The organism is Anaerostipes faecis (assembly GCF_910574135.1).
GTDB classification, from domain to species: Bacteria; Bacillota; Clostridia; order Lachnospirales; family Lachnospiraceae; genus Anaerostipes; species Anaerostipes hominis.
The window spans coordinates 34,901-58,617 of the sequence record NZ_CAJSYK010000010.1; the positions used below are offsets into that span (position 1 = coordinate 34,901).

23 protein-coding genes and 1 riboswitch are annotated in these 23,717 nt (G+C 44.2%); of the genes, 15 read left to right on the forward strand and 8 right to left on the reverse strand.

The window, feature by feature from the left end; translation table 11 throughout:
- The first annotated feature begins 9 nt into the window (after positions 1–9).
- Positions 10–903, forward strand: a complete 894-nt coding sequence (iolE, locus tag QGT46_RS08445; protein ID WP_148459493.1) for a myo-inosose-2 dehydratase — start codon at positions 10–12, stop codon at positions 901–903.
- A 47-nt stretch (positions 904–950) separates the two neighbouring features.
- Here iolE and QGT46_RS08450 read toward each other — a convergent pair whose 3' ends face one another.
- Positions 951–1,730 carry a class I SAM-dependent methyltransferase gene (locus QGT46_RS08450; RefSeq protein ID WP_148459492.1) on the reverse strand — a complete coding sequence of 260 codons (780 nt, stop codon included), beginning with the start codon at positions 1,728–1,730 and terminating at the stop codon, positions 951–953.
- A 179-nt stretch (positions 1,731–1,909) separates the two neighbouring features.
- On the opposite strand from QGT46_RS08450, the gene QGT46_RS08455 reads away from it, so the two are divergent.
- From QGT46_RS08455 to QGT46_RS08500, 10 genes are all read left to right on the forward strand, one after another.
- Positions 1,910–3,163 (forward strand): zinc-binding dehydrogenase, encoded by a 1,254-nt coding sequence (locus QGT46_RS08455; RefSeq protein ID WP_148459491.1) that lies wholly within the window; start codon positions 1,910–1,912, stop codon positions 3,161–3,163.
- Between the two features lie 3 nt (positions 3,164–3,166).
- Entirely contained in the window at positions 3,167–3,949 is a 783-nt protein-coding gene (locus QGT46_RS08460) for a DeoR/GlpR family DNA-binding transcription regulator (protein WP_148459490.1), read from the forward strand.
- Between the two features lie 322 nt (positions 3,950–4,271).
- Positions 4,272–5,690 carry a PTS mannitol transporter subunit IICB gene (locus tag QGT46_RS08465; protein ID WP_095143014.1) on the forward strand — a complete coding sequence of 473 codons (1,419 nt, stop codon included), beginning with the start codon at positions 4,272–4,274 and terminating at the stop codon, positions 5,688–5,690.
- Positions 5,691–5,752: 62 nt separating this feature from the next.
- Positions 5,753–7,831 carry a BglG family transcription antiterminator gene (locus QGT46_RS08470; protein WP_148459489.1) on the forward strand — a complete coding sequence of 693 codons (2,079 nt, stop codon included), beginning with the start codon at positions 5,753–5,755 and terminating at the stop codon, positions 7,829–7,831.
- 11 nt (positions 7,832–7,842) lie between these two features.
- A complete protein-coding gene (locus QGT46_RS08475) occupies positions 7,843–8,286 on the forward strand; it encodes a PTS sugar transporter subunit IIA (RefSeq protein ID WP_034548780.1) in 444 nt (147 codons plus the stop codon).
- Between the two features lie 19 nt (positions 8,287–8,305).
- Positions 8,306–9,460, forward strand: a complete 1,155-nt coding sequence (locus QGT46_RS08480; protein ID WP_024726416.1) for a 3-hydroxyacyl-CoA dehydrogenase NAD-binding domain-containing protein — start codon at positions 8,306–8,308, stop codon at positions 9,458–9,460.
- Between the two features lies 1 nt (position 9,461).
- Positions 9,462–10,088, forward strand: a complete 627-nt coding sequence (hxlA, locus tag QGT46_RS08485) for a 3-hexulose-6-phosphate synthase (RefSeq protein ID WP_024726417.1) — start codon at positions 9,462–9,464, stop codon at positions 10,086–10,088.
- 29 nt (positions 10,089–10,117) lie between these two features.
- Entirely contained in the window at positions 10,118–10,678 is a 561-nt protein-coding gene (gene hxlB / locus QGT46_RS08490; protein WP_148459488.1) for a 6-phospho-3-hexuloisomerase, read from the forward strand.
- Positions 10,679–11,102: 424 nt separating this feature from the next.
- Positions 11,103–12,557 carry an NAD(P)/FAD-dependent oxidoreductase gene (locus QGT46_RS08495; protein ID WP_081723774.1) on the forward strand — a complete coding sequence of 485 codons (1,455 nt, stop codon included), beginning with the start codon at positions 11,103–11,105 and terminating at the stop codon, positions 12,555–12,557.
- Complete coding sequence (locus tag QGT46_RS08500; RefSeq protein ID WP_148459487.1) at positions 12,554–13,024, forward strand: VOC family protein; 471 nt, start codon at positions 12,554–12,556, stop codon at positions 13,022–13,024. Before QGT46_RS08495 ends, QGT46_RS08500 begins: the two co-directional genes overlap by 4 nt.
- 29 nt (positions 13,025–13,053) lie before the next feature.
- Here the strand turns inward: QGT46_RS08500 and QGT46_RS08505 are convergent, their stop codons facing one another.
- Positions 13,054–13,959 carry a PHP domain-containing protein gene (locus QGT46_RS08505; protein ID WP_148459486.1) on the reverse strand — a complete coding sequence of 302 codons (906 nt, stop codon included), beginning with the start codon at positions 13,957–13,959 and terminating at the stop codon, positions 13,054–13,056.
- A 115-nt stretch (positions 13,960–14,074) separates the two neighbouring features.
- Between QGT46_RS08505 and QGT46_RS08510 the strand changes: the two genes are divergently transcribed.
- A complete protein-coding gene (locus tag QGT46_RS08510; RefSeq protein ID WP_301590374.1) occupies positions 14,075–14,437 on the forward strand; it encodes a hypothetical protein in 363 nt (120 codons plus the stop codon).
- 2 nt (positions 14,438–14,439) lie between these two features.
- On the opposite strand, the gene QGT46_RS08515 is transcribed toward QGT46_RS08510, so the two are convergent.
- Both QGT46_RS08515 and QGT46_RS08520 read right to left on the reverse strand, forming a co-directional pair.
- Positions 14,440–15,240, reverse strand: coding sequence for an ABC transporter permease (locus QGT46_RS08515; protein ID WP_024726423.1), 801 nt, complete (start codon positions 15,238–15,240; stop codon positions 14,440–14,442).
- Positions 15,233–15,994, reverse strand: coding sequence for an ABC transporter ATP-binding protein (locus QGT46_RS08520; protein ID WP_148459485.1), 762 nt, complete (start codon positions 15,992–15,994; stop codon positions 15,233–15,235). Before QGT46_RS08520 ends, QGT46_RS08515 begins: the two co-directional genes overlap by 8 nt.
- Before the next feature lie 136 nt (positions 15,995–16,130).
- Positions 16,131–16,185, forward strand: a riboswitch (cyclic di-GMP riboswitch).
- Positions 16,186–16,283: 98 nt separating this feature from the next.
- Here QGT46_RS08520 and sfsA point away from each other — a divergent pair.
- Complete coding sequence (gene sfsA, locus QGT46_RS08525) at positions 16,284–16,979, forward strand: DNA/RNA nuclease SfsA (protein ID WP_148459484.1); 696 nt, start codon at positions 16,284–16,286, stop codon at positions 16,977–16,979.
- Positions 16,980–17,048: 69 nt separating this feature from the next.
- Here the strand turns inward: sfsA and QGT46_RS08530 are convergent, their stop codons facing one another.
- Positions 17,049–18,299, reverse strand: coding sequence for an MFS transporter (locus QGT46_RS08530; RefSeq protein WP_024726426.1), 1,251 nt, complete (start codon positions 18,297–18,299; stop codon positions 17,049–17,051).
- Positions 18,300–18,410: 111 nt separating this feature from the next.
- Positions 18,411–19,061 (reverse strand): TetR/AcrR family transcriptional regulator, encoded by a 651-nt coding sequence (locus QGT46_RS08535; protein ID WP_024726427.1) that lies wholly within the window; start codon positions 19,059–19,061, stop codon positions 18,411–18,413.
- A 151-nt stretch (positions 19,062–19,212) separates the two neighbouring features.
- Between QGT46_RS08535 and clpB the strand changes: the two genes are divergently transcribed.
- Positions 19,213–21,795, forward strand: coding sequence for an ATP-dependent chaperone ClpB (gene clpB / locus QGT46_RS08540; protein WP_148459483.1), 2,583 nt, complete (start codon positions 19,213–19,215; stop codon positions 21,793–21,795).
- Positions 21,796–21,948: 153 nt separating this feature from the next.
- A complete protein-coding gene (locus tag QGT46_RS08545) occupies positions 21,949–22,044 on the forward strand; it encodes a putative holin-like toxin (RefSeq protein ID WP_301590381.1) in 96 nt (31 codons plus the stop codon).
- A 169-nt stretch (positions 22,045–22,213) separates the two neighbouring features.
- Here QGT46_RS08545 and QGT46_RS08550 read toward each other — a convergent pair whose 3' ends face one another.
- Both QGT46_RS08550 and QGT46_RS08555 read right to left on the reverse strand, forming a co-directional pair.
- Positions 22,214–23,023: an HAD family hydrolase gene (locus tag QGT46_RS08550; RefSeq protein WP_148459482.1), complete on the reverse strand. Its 810-nt coding sequence runs from the start codon at positions 23,021–23,023 to the stop codon at positions 22,214–22,216.
- A 100-nt stretch (positions 23,024–23,123) separates the two neighbouring features.
- Positions 23,124–23,609, reverse strand: coding sequence for a peptidylprolyl isomerase (locus tag QGT46_RS08555; RefSeq protein ID WP_024726430.1), 486 nt, complete (start codon positions 23,607–23,609; stop codon positions 23,124–23,126).
- Positions 23,610–23,717: the final 108 nt, after the last annotated feature.

A 23,717-nucleotide genomic window follows, 5' to 3' on the forward strand; every position in this document is an offset into this window, starting at 1 on the left:
GAATAAGAAATGTTGGACAAAAATAAAGTGAAGCTGGGCATTGCGCCCATCGGCTGGACAAACGATGACATGCCGGATCTTGGGAAGGAAAATACATTTGAGCAATGTATAAGTGAAATGGCACTGGCTGGTTTTACGGGATCTGAGATCGGCGGCAGATACCCGAAGGACCAGGGGATCTTAAAGAAGGCATTAAGCCTCAGAGGCATCGAGATCTGTAACTGCTGGTTCTCTGCATTTCTGCTTACCAAACCTTACGGGGAGGTTGAAAAAGAGTTCATAGACCAGGCACGGTTTCTGAAAGATATGGGTGCGAAGGTGATCGGTGTCTCCGAACAGAGTTACAGCATCCAGGGGAAGGATGTCCCGGTCTTTGAAGGAAAATATGTGATGAATGAGAAAGAGTGGAAGAGACTGACGGATGGGCTGAACAGGCTCGGGAAGGCAGCCAGGGAGATCGGTATCACATTGACGTATCATCACCATATGGGAACGGTGATACAGACAGAGGAAGAGATTGACCGTTTTATGGATTCGGTGGATCCGGAGCTGGTATTCTTACTGTTTGACAGCGGTCACTGTTCCTTCGCTGGGATCTCACCCGTAAAGATCCTTGAAAAATATATCGGCAGAACAAAACATATTCATTTGAAGGATCTGCGCACCGATGTTGTAAAACGGGCAAAAGAAGAGAAGTGGAGTTTCTTAAAAGGAGTCAGGAACGGAACCTTCACAGTGCCTGGGGACGGGGATGTAGACTTTGAACCTATCTTTGACTTGATCGGATCAAGGGGGTATGAAGGTTATGTGGTCGTGGAGGCCGAACAGGACCCCGCAGTGGCGAATCCTTTGGAATATGCTATGAAAGCCAGAAACTATATAAAAGAAAAAACAGGCCTGTAAGACAACAAAGAGGAACCGTTCCATTTCATAAGAGCGGTTCCTCTTTGTTATTTGTAAGCGCTGACTCTAAGTCTGCGGAATGGCTGAAAACATGTTCCGTCAGGCTGAAGAGCTGTCTGCAGGGAGGCTTCTATGACTTCATGCCGGAAGGCCTCTTTTTGAGCCTCAGGGACACATTTGATAAAAGGTACGATGCTGGGCTGGTCGATCCACCGGATCATTTCATCAGGGTTTGAAAAATACCGGTCCGCATTTTCTTCTATGATCTCTGCAGAGGTAAATCCAGACTGCTTCATGAAAGCTTCATATTCGTTTTTGGAAGGCATAAACCATGGCCATTCAAAGAAGGTGAAGTATGGTTTAAATGGGTCAGTTTCCATAATCCTGCGGATGGATCCAAAGAAATCAGAACAGTTTCCCTGTCCGGCAAAATTCCATAAGATCCTTCCGCCAGGTTTTAACGCGGCGTGAGAGTGCCTTAAAAGAAGGGAGTGGTCCTTTACCCAGTGCAGTGCAGCGTTGGAGAAGATCACGTCAAACTCTTCTTTAAACGCCATATCAGCCATGTCCATATGATAAAACTGTAAATTATACTTCTCAAGCTGTCTTGCCGTCTTAATCATTCCTTCAGAGGCATCGATCCCCACAACTTTTCCTTCAGGGGCCAGAAGGGATAACTGTTCTGTCAGAACCCCGTCCCCGCAGCCTAAGTCCAGAATGGATTCCTTTCCCGTTAGATTCAATTCTAAAATTAACCGAGTACCCCATTCCTTTTGATGCCTTGAAGCTTTTTTATACTTTTCACCGTTGAATTCATATGTCTCCATTCATTTTACCCTCCTTGCCGATTGAATTGATCTGCCTATTATATCACGCCGCTGAGCGAGGATTCAATCAAATTGACTGTTGCCAAACAAAAGAAGGCGTGGTATGATATTTGTGAAATGAAAAAAAATATAAATTTTTAAAAATAATTAAAAATTTTTGCAAAGCCAGGAGGGGCATTATGAAGGCTAAAGGTGTGAGAATGTATGGGGCAAAAGATATCCGGCTGGAAGAGTTTGAACTGCCGGAGATCAAAAAAGATGAGGTGCTTTTGAAGGTCATGAGCGACAGCATCTGTATGTCTACATGGAAGGAAGTAAAACTGGGAAGCGGTCATATCCGCGTACCTGACGATATCGCAGACCATCCAGTCATCATCGGACATGAGTTTTCCGGAGTGATCGAAAAGGTGGGATCTAAATGGGCAGATGAGTACAAAGCTGGAGAACGGTTTGTTGTGCTGCCGGGTATCCCGGATCAGATGGGGGCACCGGGTTATTCCTATGAGCACTTCGGAGGCGCGGTAACTTACTGCATCGTTCCAAACGATGTCATTGAAAAAGGCTGCCTGCTCCACTATGACGGTGATGCTTTCTATGAGGTTTCTGTGTCAGAGCCTATGTACTGCATCATCGGCGGTTATATGGCCAACTACCACACCAAACCGGAGACCCATGAACATTTTATCGGGGCAAAAGAGGGCGGAAATATCGCAATTCTTGGAGGATGCGGACCGATGGGGCTGGGCGCTATCAGCTATGCGCTCGCTATGGAAAATAAACCTAAAATGGTTGTAGTCACAGAGATTAATGACGACCGAATTAACAGGGCAAGAGAAGTAATCTCAGAAGAGGATGCCAAGGCGAGGGGCGTTGAGCTTCATTATGTAAATACAGCAAAGATGGACGATGAAGTCAAAGAACTGATGGATCTCACCGGAGGAGAGGGATATCATGATGTGTTTGTATACGCTCCGGTAAAAGCCATCGCGGAGACAGGAAACAAGATCCTTGCGTTTGACGGATGCATGAACCTTTTTGCAGGACCTGCCGACAGTGGATTTTCCGCAGACATGAACCTGTATGACTGCCATTACAGAAATACTAAGCTTCTGGGATCTTCAGGGGGCATTAAAGCAGACCTTCTGGAAGCGCTCGATCTGATCGCGAAGAAAGAGGTAAATCCGGCCGTTATGATCACTCATGTCGGAGGCATCGATGCAATCGTTGACACAACCCTTCATTTACCTGAGATACCGGGAGGAAAGAAGCTTACTTATACACAGTTTGAAATGCCGTTAACTGCCATTGATGATTTCAGAAAACTGGGTGAGACGGATCCTCTGTTTGCGAAACTCGCGGATGCCTGCGATAAGAATCAGGGATTATGGAATAAAGAAGCAGAAGAGATTTTATTAGATCATTTCGGAGTATAATATATGTTTGCAAGAGAGCGGAAAGAAGAATTGCTCGCCTACATGAGAATACATAAAAAGGCTGGCATCCATGAATTATCGGAAGAATTCCATGTGACCGGCGCCACCATAAGGTCCGACTTGAGTGAATTGGAGAAAGAGGGACACTTGATTCGGACCCACGGCGGTGCACTGTTAAAGGAAGATGAAGTTACTAAGGAGGCATTTCTTGCCTCCCGGTGGAATTTAAACCCGGATAAAAAAAGGATCATCGCCGAGGGGGCAAAGGAATATGTCAGTGAGGGTGATATCATCTTGATCGACAGCGGTTCCACCATGCTGGAGTTTGCAAAGGTTCTGACGGACTTCAACGACTTGAAGGTTGTGACAAACGATCTGAACATCGCTCTTGAACTGCAAAAAAAGCCTTCGATCCAGGTGATACTGATCGGAGGAACTGTAAGGAACCAGTTTGAATGCACCTTTGGTTCTCTGGGGATCGAATTCCTTGAGAGGATTTCTGTGGATAAACTGTTTTTATCACCGAATGCTTTATCTGTGTCCAAAGGGCTGACCACGCCAAATGAGGAGACGGCAGCGATGAAGCGTGCGATGATGAGAACCGCTACGGAAGCATACATGCTGTGCGACAGTACGAAGATTGGACGCAAAACCTTTTGCCGGTTTGCGAGGCTCTGTGATTTTCAGTATCTGATCACAGATGATGGGATTGGAAGTGCTGACAAAAAGGAACTTGAAAAACAGGGAATGAAGGTAAAGGTGTGCAGGATGAAGACCGGGGACTGACTTGGTCTTTATCTGGCCACCGATAATGAGTTAAAATTTTATTTTCGAAAAAAGGGGAGAAAAATGATGAAAATTATTCTCCCTTTTTTGTGTTAGGAGGATCAGTAAAACCACGTTTTTATGCAGTTTGTAAGGGATAAATAAGGGAAAATATGTAAGAAAACTTTGTCAAAAATTCTTCTGCAAAATTTACCACTGGCAATAGTGGACGTATAAAAATACAATCAATATAATGGAATTATAGATAAACGTTTATCAAGTTAATACCATTAACCGCAGAAATAAATTATACCAAAAAAGAGGACAAAAAAGGAGGATTGTTATGGCAAATGGTTTCAAAGCTAAAGTCCAAAAAATGGGCGGCTTCCTGTCAGGAATGGTCATGCCGAACATTGGAGCATTGATTGCCTGGGGTATTTTCACATCTTTGTTCCTGAAGACTGGATATTTTCCAAATGCAAAACTGGCCGAAGTAATTGAGCCTACACTTAAGTTCTTAATTCCATTGTTATTTGCTTACACTGGGGGGCATACTGTTTACGGAAGACGTGGTGCTGTAGCAGGTACCGTAGCAACAATCGGTGTTATCGTTGGATCTGACGTAACGATGATGATCGGTGGTATGGTAATGGGACCTCTCGGTGCGTGGATCATCAAACAGGTTGATAAAATCTTTGACGGTCACATAAAACCAGGTCTGGAAATGTTAGTAGATAACTTTTCACTTGGTATCGTGGGAGCAATCATGATGATACTTGGCTACATGATCGTAACACCGATCTTCTCAGCAATCACAGGTGTGTTAACAGTTGCCGTTGATTTCCTTGTAAGCCACAGCTTAATCCCATTGACAGAAATCTTTGTAGTTCCTGGACAGGTACTGTTCCTGAACAACGCGATCAACCATGGTATCTTTACACCGTTGGCGATCGAGCAGGCAGCAGAAACAGGGAAATCTATTTTGTACTTAATCGAAGCAAATGGTGGTATGTGGGCAGGTCTTGTATTAGCATTCTGTGTATTCGGTAAAGGAATGGCTAAAAAATCTGCACCAGGTGCGGCAATCATTCAAATCATCGGTGGTATTGGAGAAGTTTCTTTCCCATATGCACTGATCAAACCGATCACACTCTTAGGGCCTATGCTCGGTGGTATCGCAGCAGTATTCTGGCTTCAGATCATGGACGGTGGTGCTGTAGCAGCCGTATCTCCTGGTTCTTTGATCATGTTAATCGTTATGTCACCAAAGGGCAAACTATTTGTCAACTTGATGGCTTACTTGATAGCAACCGTGGTATCCTTTGCGGTGACAGCATTCTTCTTAATGAGGGATAAAACACCAGAGGATGAACAGGAAGTTGCTGGAATCGACATGAGCCAGTTTGTGGAAAGCCACAGCGCTCCTGGAGAAGAGAAAAAAGCAGCAGCAACAGATACAACTCTTCCGAAAAAAGAAGTTAAAAAAGTTGCATTTGCATGTGATGCTGGAATGGGGTCCAGCGCAATGGGTGCTTCTATGCTGAAGACACAGCTGAACAAGATTGGAATGTTCATTGATGTCAGCCATGTATCCATTCATCAAATTCCAGCAGACATAGATGTTATCGTAACGAACGAAAACTTATATGAAGCTGCAAAAAATTCAGCTCCTGCAGGAGTTCCGGTCATAGCGATCGAAAACTTCCTGGATGCGGCAGAACAGGCAGCAATCGCAAAGAAGATTAAAGACATGTCTGAATAGTCAGGCTGCGGCGCCATAATTGAATGATTATGGCGCCTTATAAGTAAAGGAGCTGCAAAATTATGCTGATGTCTAATCGTGTAAAAGATATCATACAGATTGTCTTAAGCAGCCGTGGTTTCGTAACCATGAAAGCTATTGCCAATAAAATGAATGTCTCAGAGAGGACCGTGTACCGGGAAATCCCCGAGGTGACTGAAGTGTTAAGGCAGTATCAGATTACATTGAAAACGGTGAGCAAAAAAGGAATCCGGGCTGTCGGTCTGCCTGAACACATTCAGAAACTCCAGACAGAATTAGGAGAACATAAAAAACTCCAGGTAGTGGACCCTAAGGAACGAATGTATTTTGTTCTCTTAGAGCTGCTTCATCAGGATGACTTCATGAAGACAGAAGCATTGGCAATCGATATGGGCACATCTCTTCCGACAATCAGGAATGATCTGAAAAAGATTGAAAAGATTCTTCCGGAGTACAATATTAAATTAATCTCAAAAAAGGGAGACGGAATCTGCCTGGGCGGTGAGCAGGTGGCGAGAGATCATCTGATGGTCAATATCATAATGAAAAACACAGATATGGATGTGATCGTACACTGGCTTGCGGGGAATGTCAGACAGTTTCATCCATTTATGCAGAAGTTGGATGAATACGGATACATGGATCTGTTTCAGACCTGTGAAAAAATATTAAAAGATATCAGCCATAAACTGATTCAGAAAAACTATCAGATACTTGATCAGAATTATGCTGAATTAGTCATGTTGGTGTCGCTGCTGATTCGCAGACACAAAATCGGTAATCGGAAATACAGTACAGATTTTACCGTGGAACATGTGGACAAGAATCTGAAAAAACTTGTTGCCGCATTGATCCGGATGTTGGAAAAGAAATATTCTATTTCCCTGGGCGAGGCAGAGAAAGAATATCTTCTGTGGGTTATGGATATCAGTGTCGGAAAACGGAACAATGAAAATGTGTTTGTCAAAAATTTTGTGCTCAGGCCAAAGATTGAAGAGTTTGTGGAGCTGGTAGAAAGGCGTATGGGCATTAACCTGAGCCAGGATACAAAGCTTATGGACGGACTGTTGACACATATCGATAAAGCCCTGGTGCGGACAAGGAGCGGAATGAGTATCTCGAATCCGATCATCCGCGACATTGAAAAAGATTATTCGCAGCTGTTTTCCATTATAAAAGATACGGTCAGAAAAGTCTTCCCGGATGATTATTTTCCGGATGATGAGATAGGGTATCTGGTATTATATTTTGCGGTATCATTGGACAACATTACAAAGAAGACATTCCGGGTGCTGGTGGTATGTTCCAGCGGCATGGGATCTTCCAAGATGCTGGCCAGCCGTCTGGAGAGGGAGATACCCGAGATTTATGTAAGAAAGATTGTATCTTTGGTAGGATTGGGAGAAGAAGACTTAAACGATTATGACTTGATCCTGTCAACCATCCCGCTGTATTTAAAAGACAGGGAGTATCTGAAAGTTTCTCCGCTCCTGAATGACAATGAGCTGGAGATTGTAAAAGAAAAAATAAGAAGGCACAAGCATCAGACTTTAAGGAAGATTGAGGAACAGGAAAGAAAGGCGGCGGAGTTAGAAAGCAGCAACAGCATCGTATCTTTAAAACAGTTAAAACAATTAACTACGTGGGCAGTAGACTTATTGACTGAATTCCATGTGTATGAAATTAATAACCTGAAGGATGAAAACCACTTATTCTCAAATCTGGAACATACGATCTGGGAAGCCGGGATCTTCATCGGTGAACAGGAGATTAAAAATTATGTGATCCGGCATGCAAATGAATGCCGTTTTACAATACCAACGACGGAAATCAGTTACTTTGAATGTTATTTAGAGAAAATAAAAAAACCGCTTTTTTTCGTTTACCATTTAAAAGAAAAACGAATGGTAGATCCTCAGGAGGGGGATGCGATCAGTAACATTATATTTTTCTTCTATCCAACGGAAATGGATGAAGTACAGCAGATGTTTCTGCGCTATATTACTGAATTGATCATCGAAGACCGGGATGTCATGAAGTTAATAGAGAAGGGCGACGAAGAAGAAATCAGGCAATGCTTTGGACACAGGTTCAGACATTATATAGGAGAATCAATTTAGGAGGTTTCATTATGGCAGATAGGAAGAGTATTTTTAACGAAGACAACATCAGATTGAACGCAGCTTTTGCTACGAAGGAAGAAGCTATCCGGGCTGCGGGGCAGATCCTTGCAGACAATGGTTATGTAAAAGAAGAATATATAGATGACATGCTGAAGAGGGAAGAAGTGGTCTCTACCTACATCGGCAATCACATTGCGATTCCGCACGGCATCGTAAAATCCGAAGAAAGGATTATGGCTTCAGGAATTTCTTTTATCCAGGTTCCTGAGGGCGTAAACTATGAAGGAAAAACTGCAAATGTCATCATCGGAATTGCAGGTAAGAACAATGAGCATATTGAGATTTTAGGAGATATCGCAGTGGCATGCTCAGATCTTGACAACGTAGAAAAACTTAGAAATGCAAAGACCAAAGAAGAAATACTGAACGTATTTAAAGATGTGGTCCGCTAGAATTGACGGAGGGAAGAAAATGAAAGCAGTACACTTTGGGGCTGGCAAGATCGGCCGCGGATTCATTGCAGATTTATTGCATGATACAGGATATGAAATCGTATTCGTGGACGTAAACGAGAAAGTCAACGCGGAACTGAACAAATACCATAACTACTACTTGTATGTGATCGAGGAGGATTACAGGAGAAAAGAAATCGACAAGGTTTCTGCACTTTCACCGATTACAGAAGAAGATAAAGTCGTGGAAGCGATCGTGGAAGCAGACGTAGTCACTACGGCAGTGCTGGCAGACAATTTCCCTAAAATTGCAGGCACTCTTGCAAAAGGGCTGAAGGCCAGATTAGGAGCAGGCAAAGAAAGAGTCAATGTGATCCCCTGTGAGAACGCATTGTTCAACGGAGATCTGCTTTTAAAGGAACTTGTCAGAACTGGAATTGCTTCTGAGGATGACTTCTTAAAAGCAGCGGCATTCCCGAATACGGCAGTAGACCGTATGGTATTCGGTACCGACAAAGACGGCAGAGACGGAATTGACATCGGAAAAGATCACGAGCTGGCAGTGGAAGTGAACAAGCTGGTAGACCCTGAGAAACTTCCGATTACCGGAGCAGAATATACCGATAATCTTCAGAAATTCCTGGAGAGAAAACTTTATACGATCAACTGCGGACACGCATGGTCCGGTTATATCGGAAAACTGATGGGATATGAGATTATCCAGGATTACTTCGCGGTGCCGGAAAATATAGAAATGACAAGAGAAGTCATGAGAGAAGTTGCGGCCCTGATGGTTGCAAAACATGGATTTACCGAGAAGGAAATGGAAGACTACATTACATTCGCATTAAACCGTTTCTGTACTCCTGGCATCAAAGACACGATCACACGTATTTCCAGAGCACCGATCAGAAAGCTTGCACCGAATGACCGTCTGGTGGGACCAGCTGTACAATGTGAGGAAAGAAACCTTAAAAATACACTTCTCTTGAGAGGTATCGCAGCAACATTCCTGTTTGATGTCAAAGAAGATGAGCAGTCAGTTGAACTGCTTCAGTATGTGGCTGATAACGGCATTGAAGATGCAGTGACTCATTTTACAGGCATTAAAGCGGGAACCAGAATGTTTGATGAGATTGTCAAAGATTACAACGAATTAAAGGAAGGAAAATAAAATGAAATTACAGTTAGCATTAGATGAGATGAACCTTGTAGATGCACTTCGTTTCGCTGACAAGGTTGCGGAGCACGTTGACATCATCGAAGTGGGAACTCCTTTTGTTATGGACGAAGGAATGAGGGGTGTGCGTGAATTTCACCGTTTCTTCCCGGACAAAGAGATCCTGGCCGATTTAAAGATCATGGACGGCGGATATCTGGAAGCAAGCTATGCCTATGAGGCGGGTGCCGCTTATGCGACAATCCTTGGTGTTTCTGATAATCTGACCATTGAAGGTGCTTTAAAGGCTGCAAGAGATTATGACAGAAAACTCGTTGTGGATATGATCTGTGTGGAAGATCTTCCGGCCAGAATCACGAAGATGGAAGAAATCGGAGTTGACATCCTGGCAGTTCATACAGGGGCTGACCAGCAGGCAGCAGGCAGAGAGCCGATCCAGGATCTTCAGGTCATGACAGAACATGCAAAGAAGGCTCAGATCGCTGTTGCCGGAGGTATCAACAGCAAGACCATCGATAAATATGTTGCCTTAAAACCGGAGATTATTATTGTAGGATCTGCGATCGGACACGCAGAAGATCCGGTTGCGGAAGCAAAGGCGATCAAAGACGCGATGCTTTAAATCACACTTTGAGACTGGAGGTAAAGATTATGACAGAATGTAAAAATATGATGGCGATTCTCGGAGAATTAACCGACAACGCAAAAGAAGTAGATAATGAACAGATAGAGGAAGTGGAAAAACTGATCACAGAGGCAAAAAGAATTTTTGTAAGCGGTGCGGGACGCTCCGGATTTGCTGCCAGAGGATTTTCCAACCGCCTGATGCATCTTGGGTATACCGTATTCTTTGTCGGTGAGCCGACCACACCGTCTATTCAGGCAGGAGATCTGCTGATTGTCGGCTCCGGTTCCGGAAATACCGCAAGCCTTGTGTCTAATGCCAAGAAGGCAAAGAGCCAGGGTGCAAAGGTGGCGACAATTACAATGTTCCCTGAGAACACAATCGGATCTATGGCGGATGCGGTGATCACACTTCCAGGAGTCACAAAGAAGTGTGACAATCATGAAGGAGCGGGAACTGTTCAGGCTGCCGGTTCCGGATTCGAGCAGTTAAGCTGGATTACATATGACTGTATGGTTATGGATCTGATGAGGCTCACAAATCAGTCAGATGACGATCTGTTTGCAAGACATGCAAATATGGAGTAATAACAAATATGACAATACGGATGTGATTATGATCCCGGAAATTATAGAAACTTTAAAGGATTTAAAAGTGTTTGCAATCAATGGCCCTCATGCATCACCGCTTTCTGGGGTTGCCTGAGAAGAATATGATAGTACAAAAGAAGAGCTGGATAATCTGGAAAACCTTCCGACGCTGACGGGAGAGATTCCGGATTCTATTTACAGAGCAGCATTTGATCCGATAAGAAAACTTTTCAGCGGAGACAGGCTTACTGGGACAGCGCAGAGGTGCCTGGAACATGGTCTTCCTTATGAAGCTCTGAAAGCCAGACGACTGATAAAATAATAAAGACATTTTTAGCAGAAAAGCTGTGTTTCCCTTCATCCGGGACACAGCTTTGTTTGTTATTTATCCTGATCTTATGTTACAATAAGTCTGTATTTTATGTTTAGCAGCAGTGGAAAAAATACAGGAAAGGGTGTGTATATTGTGGATTATACATTTGATGTCATTATCATAGGAGCAGGACCTTCCGGGATTTTCTGCGCGTATGAGCTTTCACAAAAGAAACCGGATTTAAGGATATTAATGATAGAGAAGGGAAGAAGGATTGAAGACCGGTCCTGTCCCAAAAGAAAAACAAAAGTGTGTGTGGGCTGTAAGCCATGTTCCATTACTACCGGATTTGCAGGTGCAGGCGCGTTTTCTGACGGAAAGCTTTCCCTGTCTCCTGATGTGGGCGGAAATCTGCCGCAGATCCTTGGCTACGAAAAGACAGAACAGCTGTTGAAAGAATCTGATCAGATCTATTTGAAATTTGGGGCGGACACAAAAGTGTACGGACTGAATGAAGAAAAAGAAATTGCCAGGATCAGAAAAAAGGCAATTAAAGCCAATCTGAAATTAATCGAGTGTCCGATCCGGCATCTGGGCACGGAAGAGGGGTATAAGATATACCAAAGGCTTCAGGAACACCTGCTTGGTGCCGGAGTCAGGATAGAATTTAACACCATGGTTGAAAATATCATGACTGCAGAAGGACGGGTGCAGGGTGTTGTCACCGATAAAGGAGATACTTTCTATGCAGAGGAAATTGTAGCCGCCGTGGGCAGGGAAGGATCTGAATGGCTCAGCAACCTGTGCAGGGAACACGAGATTGAGACTGAGGTGGGAACGGTAGATGTAGGCGTCAGAGTGGAAGTCCGGGATGAAATCATGGAAGAACTGAACAAGAGCCTGTACGAGGCAAAGCTGGTATATTATACGCCGACCTTTGACGACAAGGTTCGTGTGTTCTGTACCAATCCTTCAGGGGAAGTGGCTACAGAATATTATGAGGACGGACTCGCTGTGGTAAATGGCCATGCATATAAGGCAGAAAAATATAAGACGAAGAATACAAATTTTGCAATTCTTGTATCGAAAAATTTCACGAAGCCGTTTAAAGAGCCTATCCAGTACGGGAAACACATCGCACAGCTGAGCAATATGCTCTGTGACGGAAAGATTCTTGTCCAGAGGTTCGGGGATTTTGTCAGAGGACGCAGGACGACGGAGGAACGCCTTCTCAGAAATAACATTACGCCGACTTTAAAAGACGCGGTGCCCGGGGATCTGTCATTGGTATTTCCTTACAGAATCATGAAAGCGATTGAAGAGATGATCTATGCACTGGATCAGGTGACGCCGGGGATGGCCAGCGATGAAACGCTGCTCTATGGAGTGGAAGTAAAATTTTATTCCAATAAAGTCGTCACAGACCAGTCGTTTGAAACCAACATCAAAGGCCTTCGGGCGATCGGTGATGGAGCCTCCGTTACAAGAGGCCTTCAGCAGGCATCGGCTAACGGACTCAGCGTTGCCAGGAGTATTTTAAAGACGAAGGGAGTTTTTATATGAAATATATATGTACAGTCTTATCCGTATCAGATATTAATAAATCCAGAAAGTTTTATGAGGATTTATTCGGATTGGAGCTTTATCAGGATTACGGTATCAATATATCCTTCACCTGCGGTCTTTCACTGCAGCAGAACTTTGACTGGCTGGTGAACATTCCAAAAGAGAGAGTTCAGAAAAAAACAAATAACATTGAAATCTGTTTTGAAGAAGAGGATTTTGATGGATTCTTGAAAAGGCTGAAAACTTTCACGGATATTGAGTGTTTGGGGGATGTGATTGAGCATGGCTGGGGACAGCGTGTCGTCAGGTTTTATGATCTGGACGGGCATCTCATCGAGGTGGGAGAGTCAATGAAGATGGTGATCACCCGATTCCTGAATTCGGGGCTGACTATGGAAGAGATTTCAGTGAAGATGGATGCTTCAGCAGAAGATCTGCAAAAATTATTAGACAATGAAGAATGATATTTTGAAAACAAAAAAAGCAGGTCCCTCTATTGTGGGGTACCTGCTTCTGCTTCTTCAGATTCTTCGGTTTCTTTCCGGCAGGAAGAATGAAGGTATGCTTCATTGGCAGCCTTGCCCGCTGCTGTCAGACGTTCCAGTCCTTCTTCCGAGCAAAGGAAAGAACCGATCGGATAAGGTGTCTTTGTATATATGCCGTGGAAATCCGTGCCGCCGGTCATAAATAAGTCATGTTCTTTGGCCAGGGATCTGATATGATCCATGGTCCGCTCATCATTTCTCGGATGATTCAGTTCGATACCGTCAATGAGTTTTTCTTCAATGAGCATTTCCATGAGCATGGGATTTTTGTATTCTCCCGGATGAGCCAGAACGACAATGCCGCCGCAGGAACGGATCAGACTTACTGCTTCATGGGTTGTCATATCTTTCTGGGGCAGCTTGTATTTAGAACCGGATGAAAAAAGCTCTCTGTGGAGTTCTCCAATAGGGGTTCCTGTATATCCCAAAGAAGCCAGGACCTGCATCATATGTACTTCGTACAGGGTGGTACTTTCACGGGCGGCCTCAAAGAGCTGTTCTTTTGTGATCGGATAATCTTCCATGATTTTTTCGTACATGGCAAGCTTCGTCTGCCGCTGATATTCCAGATACCGGTCAAGTTTTCTCTGAAGTTTCTTTACATCGGCGGGATAGTAGCAGAGAAGGTGAGGTTTTGTATCTGAAGCCTCGTGGACAGAGTTGATCTCGACTCCGGGGATGACATTGATCCCAAGTTCTTCTCCGAGAGCAAGCACAGCGGGAATAGAGTGGGTGGAATTGTGGTCTGTTACGGCGATATAATCCAGGCCGACGCGTTTCGCCTGGGAGATCAGCTGGTCGACGTTTAAAGCGCCGTCGGACAGCACAGTATGTGAATGAAGATCTGCTTTCATTTTTAAATTCCTCCTAGTAATTTGGCTGATTATATTATATCATGAAGATAAGCAGATTTAACAGAAATACTTATAAAATAAAAGACTGATCAGGCAGAAAAAGGGGGCTATCGATATGAATTTAGAAGATTTTTATAGAGGAAGAGACGAAGATTATCCGGTAATCATCGGAAGATTTATGGGAAATGAGAATCTTTTAAAAAAGTTTGTCAAGAATTTTGCGGATGATCCAACCTATGGACGGCTTTGCGAAGCGAGATACGCTTTCATTTTCAGAAAATATTTTGAGGTATTCGGACGACATACTGTGATCAAGGAAGTGAGCCAAAAGATCGGAAGAACAGATATCATCTATGACTATGACAAGCAGGTATTGGTGAACAATCTGGAAGGACTGAGTATGAACAATAATGATATGAGATCATCGGAAATCAACGGGCAAAGATCGTTTGATTTCCTTTGGTCTCATTTGTTTTAGGATCAGATTTTTCTCTGATACATTTTCTTTATAAATCCGGTCAGGGCGTACAGAAGCATAGCGATGATGCATAAGATAACGATAGACATTAGTACCCAATCCATTTTAAATACCTGGCTTCCGTAGATGATCAGGTATCCAAGGCCGGAGCGCGCGGCCAAAAATTCTCCGATGATCACACCTACAAGAGAAAGTCCGATATTTACGTTCATAATGCTCAAAAGCAGCGGAATACAGCTTGGTATGACTGCCATGGTCAGGCAGTCTTTTTTGGTTCCTCCGAGAGTCCGGATGAGAGTCAGACGCTCCTTATCTACGTGGAGAAATCCACTGTATAAATTCAGGATGCTTCCGAAAACCGCAATGGAGATCGCGGTGATAATGATGGTTTTCATATTGTTTCCGAGCCAGACGATCAGGATCGGAGCAAGAGCTGATTTCGGGAGACTGTTTAAGACTACAAGGTATGGGTCAATGATCCTGGCAGCCGTGGGGAACCACCATAATATGGTTGCGATCAGCACTGAAAATAAAGTGATCAGCGCAAAGCTTACGAGCGTTTCGGCCAGAGTCACCCCGATATGAAGAAAGATGGAATGGTCTATTACCATGCCGTAAAAACACCGGATGATCCTGCTTGGACTGCTGAAAATAAATCCGTTCAGTATATTCTTTGAAACCGCAGTTTCCCAGGCAAATAAAAGAAGGAGAAGCAGAAGGACCTGGGCAACCCGGATCCAATATTTTTTCCGTTGTATTTGGTTTAAATACTCGGACTGTTCTTTAGAAATTGGATCAGTCATTGATTTCCCTCCATAATTGATTAAAATAATCTTTGAACTCCACTGCATTTCTTGCAGCCTGCGGTGTTTTTTTTCCACAGGTAAGGTGAATAGGCACAATGGTCTTGACAGTTCCCGGACGTTTGGACAGCACAATGACACGGTCGGCCATACTGATCGCCTCAGAAAGATCATGGGTAACGAGGAGAGCTGTTTTTTTCTTTTCTTTTATGATGGTGCCTATATCATCGGATACCTGGAGTCTTGTCTGGTAGTCCAATGCAGAAAATGGTTCATCCAGGAGAAGTATATCCGGGGACAGGGCGAGAGTACGGATCAGAGCAGCCCTCTGGCGCATACCTCCGGAAAGCTGGCTGGGATAAGAATTCTTAAAGTCTTTGAGTCCGTAAAGTTCCAACAGCCGGTCAACTTTATCAAATGCCTCCGGATCTTTGATATTTTGTATCTTGAGTCCCAGAGTAACATTTTCATAAATAGTGCGCCAGGGGAGAAGCTGATCCTTCTGGAGCATATATCCGATATGGTCGGTGGACTCCTCGATCGGCGTGCCGTTGATCTTGATGGTGCCGCCGGACAGGGGAAGAAGCTTTGCAATTAAATGCAGCATAGTAGATTTTCCGCATCCGCTCGGGCCTACTACCGCAACGAATTCACCGCTTAATACATCAAAAGTGACTGAGGAAAGAGCCGTAGTTTCTTGCTTCAGATTATGGTAAGAGTAGGAAACCTGCTCTAAGGAAAGGGCAGTGGTCATTCTTATATCTCCTTTCTTGGGGGATTATAGTATAGATTATGCTGGAAAGAAAAAAGGTGATATTAATCCTTGATATAAGAGAGAACAGCAGACAATAATTAAAGTGTAGACGAAAGTGGTTTGTCTCGGACAATTTCATATTCATCGGTAAAACTGTCGAAAGGCAGTGACACAAAGCCAAGGCTCTCAAAGATTGAGGGTTTGGGGAGTTGAAGTGGGCTTGCCCACTGTGTCCTTGACATCAAATCTTCCAAAAGTTATCATTATGGGCGGATAAGGAGATAACAACATGCATTATGATCATATCATTTCAGGTACATTCTTAAAACGCCCCAACCGGTTTATAGCCATTGTCCTCATCGGAGGACAGGAGGAAGAGGCACACGTAAAGAATACGGGAAGATGCAGGGAACTGCTGATACCAGGAGCCAGGGTTTATCTTCAGCGGCATAACGACCCGAAGCGAAAAACAAAATATTCACTGATCGGTGTGAACAAAGGAAGTCTGATGATCAATATGGATTCACAGGCTCCTAATAAAGCTGTGGAAGAATGGCTGAGAAAGGGAGGAATCTTTCCTTATATAAAAGAGATCAAGGCGGAAAGGAAGTATGGAAATTCCAGATTTGATTTCTTTATCAGAGGAGGAGAACTCATGACGGAAACCAGAGAGGTCTTTGCCGAAGTAAAAGGAGTGACCCTGGAAGAGGATGGAACAGCATGGTTTCCGGATGCCCCTACGGAACGGGGAGTCAAGCATATAGAGGAGCTCATACACTGTGCAAAGGAGGGGTATGAGGCATATATCATCTTTGTCATTCAGATGAAAGGAGTGCATTGTTTCAGGCCCAACGACCGCACCCACAGGGCATTTGGGGATACTCTGAGGAGAGCAGCGGATTCTGGAGTACAGGTACTTGCATTGGACTGCCTTGTAACAAAAGACACAATGGAAATCGATAAAAAAATCCCGGTGATTCTGTAAACAGACCACCGGATCAGGAAGAGGAAGCAGACAATTTTGTTGCTGCCTCCTCTTATTATATCAAGTTTTTTATTCAGCAGCTGGTTCTGCCAGGGAAATTGTCCGGAATATTTTTCTGGATTTCCAGGAGATCAGACAGCAGATCAGACAAGCGCCGTAGACCGCAAAATAAGACTGGCCCTTTAAAACGTCAAACAGGACTCCATATACGGCCTGCCCCAGAGGCTGGGAACACATGGACAGTGCCATAATACAGGAGATGACTTTGCCGATCAGATGGTGCGGTGTCAGAATCTGTACAAATGAGAGCATCTGTACGGTAAACATTGTGGAGCAGACCATCATAAAGAAACTGCACAGGGTGATCACAATGTAGGCTGCCATTGGAAGAATATCCAGATTCAGCACGAGTCCGATCGGGAGGAGGGCTGCTCCGCTGAGCAAAAGCAGAACATGGACACCCTGGATATTCAGCCGTTTTGCAAAGACTCCGGTGAGAATGCCGCCCAAAAGGCCTCCGAGGGCTAAGGCTCCCTGAGCATATCCATAAAGCTGGCTGGACATATGGAGAAACTGCGTGATGATCACAGGCAGGCCTACGATGATCAGGGCACTTAAAAATAAGTTAAATGCGCAGACAATCAGGATTCCTTTCCCTATGACAGGCTGTTCTGTACGGATGAAGCGGAAACTATCTGAAAGATCCTGTTTTACTACCGCAAACACACTGGTTCCCTTTTTCGGCTTTTTAAACGGGATATGGATAAACAGTTCCATTGTGGCAGAAAATAAAAAGCAGACGATGCTCACATATAATATCGGGCAGATTCCGTAAAATCCGTATAAGGCTCCGCCTGCCACCGGACCGATCAGATTGGCCAGAGCATTGACCTGATTGATGACTGCATTTCCGGAAAGCAGACGGTCCGGGCTTATAAGAACAGGAAGGCTTGCCTGGACTGCCGGCTGGTATGCTCCCTGAATGCCGTAGAGGAGCATCAGGGTGATGATCAGAAGCAGTACCAGGGAAACATGACCCAGAGCTGCCGTAAACAGCAGGATCAGTGCGCTGGTCGCGTAATCAAGAATCACCATGATATTTCTTTTGTTGACCCGGTCCGCAACGATTCCCCCTGCGGGTGACAGAAGGATCATAGGAATAAATGAGCAGGCGGTGACTACGCCGAACAGGGATGCAGATCCGGTTTCATTCAAAAGGTACAGAGGAAGTGCAAACCTCAGGATGGAATTGCCGAACAGAGAAATGATCTGTCCGATCACTACGAGGGAAAAATCCCGTGTGAATAGTTTATCGTTCATAAAAACTCCTTTCATACATTCGGTTGGTATGTAAAATGACAAAAAAATTAGTGTTTTCACCAGTCACCAAGACCGGACTGTATGAGTCCAGTCTGAGGACGGATGGATGAGTCAGCTTTTTTCTTCGAGCTGTTTTCGGTAAGATTCAAGCACAAGGAGTGCTTCGTCATCCAGCAGAGGTATTCCGAGCCGTTCCAGCAGATCTTTCATAAACTGTATTTTGTGAATGAGTTCTTCTTCTGTATTTTGGATGATAAATGGATTCATCCAGAGATTGAACAAGATGAGCATGGCTTCTGAAAGTTCTTTTGGATATTCTGTTTTTATGGAACCATCCCTGACTCCTTGTTCCACTAACGGCAGAATCAGCCGGGGTGCCGTATCATTCAGACTGTCAAAAAGCTGTTTCATGAGGAAGCGCGGATTTTTCATGATATTAGGAGCGGCCTTGATGATCAGCTGATTGCCTGGATTGTTTATTGATACGATCATCAGCTTTTTTAATTTTTCAAGTCCTGTACCGGATTCATTCAAAATATCTTCGTAGTCCTTCTCCTGCCCGCCGTAGAGCTGGTCCATGACGGCTTCTATAATCTCACTTTTGGATTTAAAGTGATGATATATGGCGCCTTTCGTCAAATCCCCCAGTTCGTCGATGATATCCTGAATGGTTGTGTGCTCGTAGCCTTTTTCCAGAAATAATTTCAGCGATGCGTCCAAGATCCTCTGCTCTGTAATCTCGGGATATTTATTTCTTGCCATGGAATAACATCCTTTCTTATATACATACTATTGGTATGTATATAAAATAGCAGATACATGGAAGAATGTCAAGAAATGAAAAAATAATACTTGCTTTTTATATGCTAGGTGTTATACTAAATATAGAACAAATAAGATTGGAGGAGTGAAAATGAATATTAATAAGTTTACTCAAAAGTCGGTCGAAGCAGTAAATCAGTGTGAAAAGATTGCTTATGACTGCCAAAACCAGGAAATTGACCAGGAACATTTATTATATAGCCTGCTGACCATAGAAGACAGTTTAATCTTAAGTCTTTTGGAGAAGATGAATGTCAATAAAGATTCCTTTTTGGCCCAGGTACAGCAGCTGCTCCAGAAGAAACCGAAGGTTTCCGGCGGACAGGTATACATGAGCCAGGCGCTGAATCAGGTACTGCTGGCAGGGGAAGACGAGATGAAAGCCATGGGAGACGAATATGTATCTGTGGAGCATCTGTTTCTTGCCATGATCAAAAAGCCAAACAATGCGGTGAAAGAACTGTTCAGAGGTTATGGAATCACCAGAGACCGTTTCCTGGAGGTTTTGTCCAAAGTAAGAGGAGACAAAAAGATAACCACTGATAATCCCGAGGCAACGTATGATACGTTGGAGAAATATGGATACGATTTGGTGAAGCGCGCCAGAGAGCAGAAACTGGACCCCGTGATCGGGAGAGACAGCGAGATCCGGAATGTTGTCCGCATCCTGTCAAGAAAAAGCAAGAATAACCCGGTGCTCATCGGAGAGCCCGGCGTCGGTAAGACTGCGGTAGTAGAAGGACTTGCCCAAAGGATCGTCCGAGGGGATGTACCGGAACAGTTAAAGGACAAGACGATTTTCTCTCTGGACATGGGATCTCTTGTGGCAGGTGCCAAGTACAGAGGAGAATTTGAAGAACGTCTGAAAGCGGTTCTTGAAGAAGTGAAAAAGAGCGAGGGACAGATCATCCTGTTCATCGATGAGCTGCACACGATCGTGGGAGCAGGAAAGACAGAGGGCTCCATGGATGCGGGCAATATGCTGAAACCGATGCTGGCCAGAGGAGAACTCCACTGTATCGGAGCGACTACTCTGGATGAGTACCGTCAGTATATTGAAAAAGACGCGGCTCTGGAGAGAAGGTTCCAGCCGGTCATGGTGGATGAGCCTACCGTTGAAGATACGATTTCTATTTTGAGAGGAATTAAAGAGCGCTACGAGGTTTTCCACGGGGTAAAGATCACAGATGGATCTTTGGTGGCTGCTGCGACCCTGTCAAACCGCTATATTACGGACCGTTTCCTTCCAGATAAAGCTATTGACCTGGTGGATGAGGCATGTGCCATGATCAAGACAGAGATGAACTCCCTGCCTTCAGAGCTGGATGAGGTCCAGAGGAAGATCATGCAGCTGGAAATCGAGGAAGCTGCGCTCAAGAAAGAAGATGATAACCTGAGCAGAGAACGTCTCTTGGAACTTCAGAGAGAATTGGCAGAGATGAGAGAAGATTTTAATGCCAAGAAAGCCACATGGGAGAATGAAAAGTCTTCCGTGGAGAGGGTTTCCAAACTGAGAGAAGAGATTGAATCTGTAAACAACGAAATACAGATTGCACAGAGAAACTATGATTTAAATAAGGCTGCGGAACTTCAGTATGGACGCCTCCCTGAGCTGAAAAAACAGTTGGAGGAGGAAGAAGAAAAGGTCAGAAAAGAAGACAGATCCATGGTCAGGGAAAGTGTAACAGACGAAGAGATCGCCAAGATCATTTCCCGCTGGACCGGTATCCCTGTGGCTAAACTTACGGAGAGTGAGAGAAATAAGACACTTCATCTGGATGAGATCTTACACAAAAGAGTTGTGGGGCAGGACAATGCAGTGCAGCTTGTGACGGACTCTATCATCCGTTCCAAGGCGGGGATCAAAGACCCGGGCAAACCGATCGGCTCTTTCCTGTTTCTTGGACCTACAGGTGTAGGAAAGACGGAGCTTGCCAAGGCACTGGCAGAGAGTTTATTTGACAATGAACAGAATATTGTCCGCATCGATATGAGTGAATATATGGAGAAACACTCCGTAGCCCGTCTCATCGGGGCGCCTCCGGGATATGTAGGATATGAGGAGGGTGGACAGCTGACGGAAGCAGTCAGAAGAAAACCTTATTCTGTTGTATTGTTTGATGAGGTGGAGAAAGCTCATCCTGATGTGTTTAATATCCTGCTGCAAGTGCTGGATGACGGAAGGATTACAGATTCTAAGGGAAGGACCGTAGACTTTAAAAATACGATCCTTATCATGACTTCCAATATCGGTTCCACCTATTTGCTGGAAGGCATCGATCAATCCGGTAATATTACAAAAGAGGCAGAAGATATGGTTATGGCAGACTTAAAGAACCATTTCAGGCCGGAATTCTTAAACCGCCTGGATGAGATGATCCTGTTTAAACCGCTGACGAAGGAAAACATCACGAATATCATTGACCTGTTAGTTGCAGATTTGAATAAACGTCTCAGTGACAAAGAGCTTGCCGTAGAGCTCACACCGTCAGCAAAAATCTTTGTGGCGGACAACGGATATGACCCGATGTACGGTGCCAGACCGTTAAAGAGGTATCTGCAGAAGAGCGTGGAAACATTGGCTGCAAGGCTGATCTTAAGTGATGGGGTTAATATGGAAGATACGATCCTGATTGATGAACAAAACGGGGAACTGACGGCAAGAGTGAAATAAGAAGATATATAAAAAGGCTGTTCTAAACAACAGTCTTTTTATGATGAGTAAAATATTGTAATTAAATATAAAATATAGTATAATTTGCTTATGGAGTATTTCGTGTACATGGTGGTAGCCTCCCGACTCATAAAAAAGGGGAGGTGGTGTGAGATGACAGTATTTGAAGCAATCTCATTGATGATTTCATTCAGTCTGTTTACTGTAACACTGCTTGCCTACATAGATAGGAAAAACAAGCGTAAATAAATAAGCCTACCCTGTACTTGGCGGTCTGGGTAGGCTTATGCACAAACCGGAGGCTAACCCCCTCAGTGGGCGATATGCTCCTTTCTTTACTTATACTATACTATTTTTGGGCGTTTTTGTAAAGGATTTCAGAGATTTCGCTGAAGTTTCTCTTTTCAAAACTCTCTTTTTACAAAAAACCATAATGTTCCAGTGCATTCCAAATTCCATGTGCGTCAATGTCCGTTGTCACATACTCCGCAGTATCTTTTACACAGTCATATGCATTCCCAAGAGCGATACCGTGTCCTGCAGCTTCAAACATGGGCAGATCATTGGGGGCATCTCCGAAAGCATAGCAGTCATCGATTGGGATGTTAAGGTATTCCGCAATAAAAGTAATGGCAGTTCCTTTGGATGTGTCTTCCGGGATAACTTCATAAAAATCTTCGCCATTTTTGATGCACTTGAACGGAAAGTCCAGGGAGTGAATATCTTCAATAAAGGCGGTCATATTCTGAGGCGTATCCGGACTGGAAAAGCAGACCAGTTTATCAAAGGATTTTACATTGTTCCAGTTAAATTCTATCACCATGCCGTCAGAACTTCTGCATACTTGGATCATGGAAGCGTAATAGGGATGGAACGAGGTGTCATCGTCAGTGTAATAGGAACAGCGGCTTCCTTCCAGACAGGCACGGATGCTGTGGCTACGGCATAAATCTATGATCCGGGATTGGATATCTTCAGGAAGCTCACGGTGGTACAGGACATCTCCCTTGTAGCGGAGATCGGTGCCGTTGCCGCAGAGGTAGCCGTCGAAATCCAGGGAAAAGAAGTCATTCCCTATATATGCATAAGGCCTTCCGGTATTCAAGATGATTTTATGGCCGTTAGCCTGGGCCTGCTTTAATGCTTTGGCTGCGCTCGGCGGGATCTGACCGGTCTTATTGCTGTACAAAGTCTCATCCACATCGAAAAATAAATATTTATGTTCCAAAAGTGTTCCTCCCTATCTGATGTATCCTCTTTACTGTGTCAAAAGAAATGCTTAGAACCGCACGGTGTCCTAAGCATTTCAAGTAAGTCTTTTAATGTTTTTATTCTTCTACGGTCACAGATTTCATAACCTGTTTTTCCAACGGCGCGTCAGAATAGTCCGTTGCCACCTCAGCGAGTTTATTGACGACATCCATGCCCTCGATGACCTGTCCAAATGCGGCATACTGTCCGTCCAGATGCGGAGATGTTTTGTGCATGATAAAGAACTGGGAACCGGCAGAGTCCGGAGCCATTGACCTTGCCATGGATAACACGCCCGGCGTGTGCTTTAAGTCGTTCTTTACTCCGTTCATGCTGAACTCACCTTTGATGGTGTGTCCCGGTCCTCCGGTTCCGTTTCCGTTCGGACATCCTCCCTGGATCATAAATCCGGAAATAATGCGGTGGAATGTCAGTCCGTCATAAAAACCTTCCTTCACCAGCTTCACAAAGTTTTCTACTGTGATCGGAGCGATATCCGGATATAATTCTGCCTTGATCATATCTCCGTTTTCCATTGTAATTGTTACGATTGGGTTTGCCATAATTCCTATTCCTTTCTATATCTTCCTATATAACTGATTATATAGCAAACCAAAAGAATGTCAATGAAGTTACAAATGTATTAAAAATATTAAAAAATCTAATAAAAA

Bases quoted from the DNA above. Each gene is read 5' to 3' on its own strand.
- iolE (WP_148459493.1), top strand. From the start codon at position 10: ATGTTGGACAAAAATAAAGTGAAGCTGGGCATTGCGCCCATCGGCTGG.
- QGT46_RS08450 (WP_148459492.1), bottom strand. From the start codon at position 1,730: ATGGAGACATATGAATTCAACGGTGAAAAGTATAAAAAAGCTTCAAGG.
- QGT46_RS08455 (WP_148459491.1), top strand. From the start codon at position 1,910: ATGAAGGCTAAAGGTGTGAGAATGTATGGGGCAAAAGATATCCGGCTG.
- QGT46_RS08460 (WP_148459490.1), top strand. From the start codon at position 3,167: ATGTTTGCAAGAGAGCGGAAAGAAGAATTGCTCGCCTACATGAGAATA.
- QGT46_RS08465 (WP_095143014.1), top strand. From the start codon at position 4,272: ATGGCAAATGGTTTCAAAGCTAAAGTCCAAAAAATGGGCGGCTTCCTG.
- QGT46_RS08470 (WP_148459489.1), top strand. From the start codon at position 5,753: ATGCTGATGTCTAATCGTGTAAAAGATATCATACAGATTGTCTTAAGC.
- QGT46_RS08475 (WP_034548780.1), top strand. From the start codon at position 7,843: ATGGCAGATAGGAAGAGTATTTTTAACGAAGACAACATCAGATTGAAC.
- QGT46_RS08480 (WP_024726416.1), top strand. From the start codon at position 8,306: ATGAAAGCAGTACACTTTGGGGCTGGCAAGATCGGCCGCGGATTCATT.
- hxlA (WP_024726417.1), top strand. From the start codon at position 9,462: ATGAAATTACAGTTAGCATTAGATGAGATGAACCTTGTAGATGCACTT.
- hxlB (WP_148459488.1), top strand. From the start codon at position 10,118: ATGACAGAATGTAAAAATATGATGGCGATTCTCGGAGAATTAACCGAC.
- QGT46_RS08495 (WP_081723774.1), top strand. From the start codon at position 11,103: ATGTTTAGCAGCAGTGGAAAAAATACAGGAAAGGGTGTGTATATTGTG.
- QGT46_RS08500 (WP_148459487.1), top strand. From the start codon at position 12,554: ATGAAATATATATGTACAGTCTTATCCGTATCAGATATTAATAAATCC.
- QGT46_RS08505 (WP_148459486.1), bottom strand. From the start codon at position 13,959: ATGAAAGCAGATCTTCATTCACATACTGTGCTGTCCGACGGCGCTTTA.
- QGT46_RS08510 (WP_301590374.1), top strand. From the start codon at position 14,075: ATGAATTTAGAAGATTTTTATAGAGGAAGAGACGAAGATTATCCGGTA.
- QGT46_RS08515 (WP_024726423.1), bottom strand. From the start codon at position 15,240: ATGACTGATCCAATTTCTAAAGAACAGTCCGAGTATTTAAACCAAATA.
- QGT46_RS08520 (WP_148459485.1), bottom strand. From the start codon at position 15,994: ATGACCACTGCCCTTTCCTTAGAGCAGGTTTCCTACTCTTACCATAAT.
- sfsA (WP_148459484.1), top strand. From the start codon at position 16,284: ATGCATTATGATCATATCATTTCAGGTACATTCTTAAAACGCCCCAAC.
- QGT46_RS08530 (WP_024726426.1), bottom strand. From the start codon at position 18,299: ATGAACGATAAACTATTCACACGGGATTTTTCCCTCGTAGTGATCGGA.
- QGT46_RS08535 (WP_024726427.1), bottom strand. From the start codon at position 19,061: ATGGCAAGAAATAAATATCCCGAGATTACAGAGCAGAGGATCTTGGAC.
- clpB (WP_148459483.1), top strand. From the start codon at position 19,213: ATGAATATTAATAAGTTTACTCAAAAGTCGGTCGAAGCAGTAAATCAG.
- QGT46_RS08545 (WP_301590381.1), top strand. From the start codon at position 21,949: ATGACAGTATTTGAAGCAATCTCATTGATGATTTCATTCAGTCTGTTT.
- QGT46_RS08555 (WP_024726430.1), bottom strand. From the start codon at position 23,609: ATGGCAAACCCAATCGTAACAATTACAATGGAAAACGGAGATATGATC.